Here is a 3,593-nt window from a genome sequence, read left to right as displayed (position 1 = left end):
GGACCTGTACCGCACCACCCACGTCGACTACCACGACCGGGTCGGGCTGGTGACCGAGCTCGGCGACGAGATCATCGCGGTCGGCCGGTACGAGTACCTGGCGGATCGCCCCGGACCGCGCGCGGCCGAGGTCGCGTTCGTGGTGGCCGACGAGCATCAGGGACGTGGGCTGGGTTCGATTCTGCTCGAGCATCTCAACGGTGCGGCGGCCGAGAACGATATCGAGACCTTCGTGGCCGAGGTGCTGGCCGAGAACAACGCCATGGTGCAGGTGTTCCGCGACGCCGGATATCAGGTGCAGCGCAGCCGTGACGGCTCGGTGCTGCACCTGGAGTTCGCCATCGACCCCACCGAGGCGCTGCTGTCGGTGCGGGATTCGCGTGAGCGCGCCTCCGAGGCCCGCAGTGTCGGGAACCTGTTGTCGCCCAGGTCCGTCGCGGTGATCGGCGCGACGCCCTCGACCAGCCGGGTGGGCGGCGCGGTGCTGGCCAACCTGCTGTCGGGTGCCTATCAGGGGCCGGTGTTCCCGGTGAACCGCAATCGCACGGCGGTGCGCGGGGTCCGGGCGTATCCGACGGTGCGTGATATTCCGGACGAGGTCGATCTGGCCGTGATCGCGGTGCCCGCCACCGAGATCGGGTCGGTGCTCGACGACTGCATGGCCAAGGGCGTCAAGGGGCTGGTGGTGCTGACGGCCGGATTCTCCGAGTCCGGGCCGCGCGGTTACGAGGCCGAACGCGAGCTGGTCGACGCCGCCCGCGCGCACGGCATGCGGGTGGTGGGCCCGAGCGCGCTCGGCATCGCCAATACCGATCCGTCGATCGCGCTGAACGCGACGCTCGCCCCGGTGCTGCCGGGCCGCGGGCGGATCGGGTTCTTCTGTCAGTCCGGCCCTTTGGGCGCGGCGATCCTCGGTGAGGCCGCGGCGCGGCAGCTGGGATTGTCGACGTTCGTGTCCGCCGGTAATCGTGCCGACGTGTCCGGCAACGACCTGATGCAGTACTGGGACTCCGATCCGAACACCGATGTGGTGCTGCTGTATCTGGAGACCTTCGGCAATCCGCGCAAGTTCTCCCGCATCGCGCGGCGGCTGGCGCACACCAAACCCATTGTGGCCGTGAACAGCGGCCGCAATGTGGCCCGCATGGACGGGGATCGGGACCTGGACCGCTCGCTGGTGCGCAATCTGTTCGCGCAGGCCGGGATCATCCAGGTCGATTCCATCACCGAGCTTTTCGACTGCGCCATGCTGCTGGCCTATCAGCCGCTGCCGGCCGGGCCGTGCCTCGCGGTGATCGGCAACAGCGCCGCGCTGAGCTGGCTGGCGGTCGACGCGGCCCGCGGTGAAGGCCTCGAGGTGGGCGAGCCCATCGATCTGGGTCCGCAGGCGAGTCCGGCCGACTATCTGACCGCGGTCGCCGCGGCCGTCACCGACCCGGCGGTGCAGGCGGTCATCGTGATCTACTCGCCGCCGGTGCCCGCGGCGGTGGCCTCGTTCGCCGAGGCCATTCGCTCGGGCGCCCAATCCGATCCGGCGACACCGGTTCTCACCACCTTCGTCGCCGATCAGGGCATGCCGAATCTGCTGGCCACCCGCGGGCCGGGCGGCATTCTCGAACGCGGCTCCATCCCCTCCTTCGGCGATCCGGAGCGGGCGGCGCGGGCACTGGCACGGGTGCGGCGCTATGCCGACTGGCGGACCCGGCCGCTGTCACCGATCGCCCGGCCCGGCGGGCTCGATACCGCCCGTGCGCGAGAGCTGGTGGCGCGCTGGATGTCCGAGGACTCCGCGCACTGGCTGACCGATCTGCAGGCCGCGGAACTGCTGGGCTGCTATGGAATCCAGGTCGTCGAGTTCCGGGAGGTGCGCGACGCGGAAGCCGCGGTGGCCGCGGCGCACGAGCTGGGTTACCCGGTGGCGGCCAAGGCCACCGGTGAGATGTGGCGCAATCGGCCCGATCTCACCGGTGTCCGCCTGGATCTGTGGCGGGCCGACGCCGTGCGGCGGGCCTTCACGGATCTGACCGAGATCTCCGGCAATCCGGTGCACATCCAGCGCATGGCGACCAAGGGCGTCGGCTGCACCTTCCGGGCGCAGGACGACCCGTCGTTCGGCTCGGTGATCAGCTTCGGACTGTCCGGCACCATCATCGATCTGCTGGGCGACCGGGTGTACCGGGCGCTGCCGCTGACCGAGGCGGAATCGGCCGAACTCATCGACGCGCCCCGCGCCGCCCCGCTGCTGTCGGGCACCGTCGGCGGCCGCGATATCGGCAAGCCGGTGGACAAGATCGCGCTGGCCGAACTGGCACAACGGATCTCGGCGCTCTGCGACGACCTCCCGGAGGTCCGGGAATTGCAGTGCGAACCGGTGCTGGCCTCGCCCGACGGCGCGGCCGTGCTGTACGGACGGGTGCGGATCGGACCGGAGCCCAACAGGTTCGATATCGGTCCGCGCCGAATGGGTTGACCTCGGCTGGCGCCGAAAGGGTTGAACAGCCGTCACAAACGGCTCGCGACACAAAGAAGCGAACGCTTCGGAGAGGTGAACGTAGTGCAGGTAAACCAGATCGAGACGGCGACCGCGCCACTGCGCGACGATATCCGGTTCCTCGGCGGGATCCTCGGCGACACGATTCGCGACCACGAGGGCGCGGAGATCTTCGACCTCATCGAGCGGGTCCGGGTGGAGGCCTTCAAGATCCGCCGCTCCGAGGTCGAACGCAGCGCGGTGGCGGATATGCTGCGCGATCTCGACATCCGCACCGCCATCCCGGTGATCCGCGCTTTCAGCCACTTCCTGCTGCTGGCCAACCTGTCCGAGGACCTGCAGCGCGACCGGCGGCGCGCGGTGCACATCGCGGCGGGGGAGCCGCCGCAGGACTCCAGCCTGGCCGCCACCTACCGCAAGCTCGACGCCACCGGACCCGACGGGGACGCGGTGGCCGATCTGCTCGCCGACGCCTTGGTGTCGCCGGTCATCACCGCGCATCCGACCGAGACCCGCCGGCGCACGATCTTCGATGTACAGGGCCGCATCACCGAACTCATGCGCCAGCGCCAGCGCTACAACAAGTACGAGCCCGAGTTCGACGCACTCGAGGTCGATATCCGGCGGCAGGTGCTGCAGCTGTGGCGGGCAGCGCTGATCCGGTTGGCGCGCTTGCGGATTCAGGACGAGATCGAGGTCGGGCTGCGCTACTACGACCTGACGCTGTTCGATGTCATCCCGCGCATCAACGATCAGGTCCGCGCGGCTTTGCGCTCACGCTGGCCCGGGCACGAGCTGCTGAACCGGCCGATCCTGCGGCCGGGTTCCTGGATCGGCGGAGACCGCGACGGCAATCCGTTCGTGACCGCCGAGGTCGTGCACCGCGCCACCCACCGCGCGGGTGCGGTGGCCTTCGATCGGTACCTGAAATCTCTTGTGGAGCTGGAGAAGTCGCTGTCACAGTCGGCGCGGCTGGTGCCGGTGACCCCGGAGCTGGCGGCCATCGCCGATGCGGGATACGACGATTCGCCGCAGCGCGCCGATGAGCCGTACCGTCGGGCCATCCGCGGCATCCGGGCACGGTTGAGCGCCACGGCATGCC

General features: G+C 69.7%; 2 protein-coding genes. Both read left to right on the top strand.

The annotated features are described in order from the left end of the window. Nucleotides 1-2,470: bifunctional acetate--CoA ligase family protein/GNAT family N-acetyltransferase (locus ON43_RS21160; RefSeq protein ID WP_040810062.1), on the top strand; the 2,470-nt coding region annotated here is incomplete at its 5' end. Nucleotides 2,471-2,554: 84 nt separating this feature from the next. Then, nucleotides 2,555-3,593 (top strand): phosphoenolpyruvate carboxylase (locus tag ON43_RS21155; RefSeq protein WP_245568684.1); only part of this gene is annotated, 1,039 nt, incomplete at its 3' end.

It is taken from the genome of Nocardia concava NBRC 100430 (assembly GCF_000308815.1).
In the GTDB taxonomy this organism is placed as follows: domain Bacteria; phylum Actinomycetota; class Actinomycetes; order Mycobacteriales; family Mycobacteriaceae; genus Nocardia; species Nocardia concava.
This window is presented reverse-complemented; position numbering and strand designations above follow the sequence as displayed.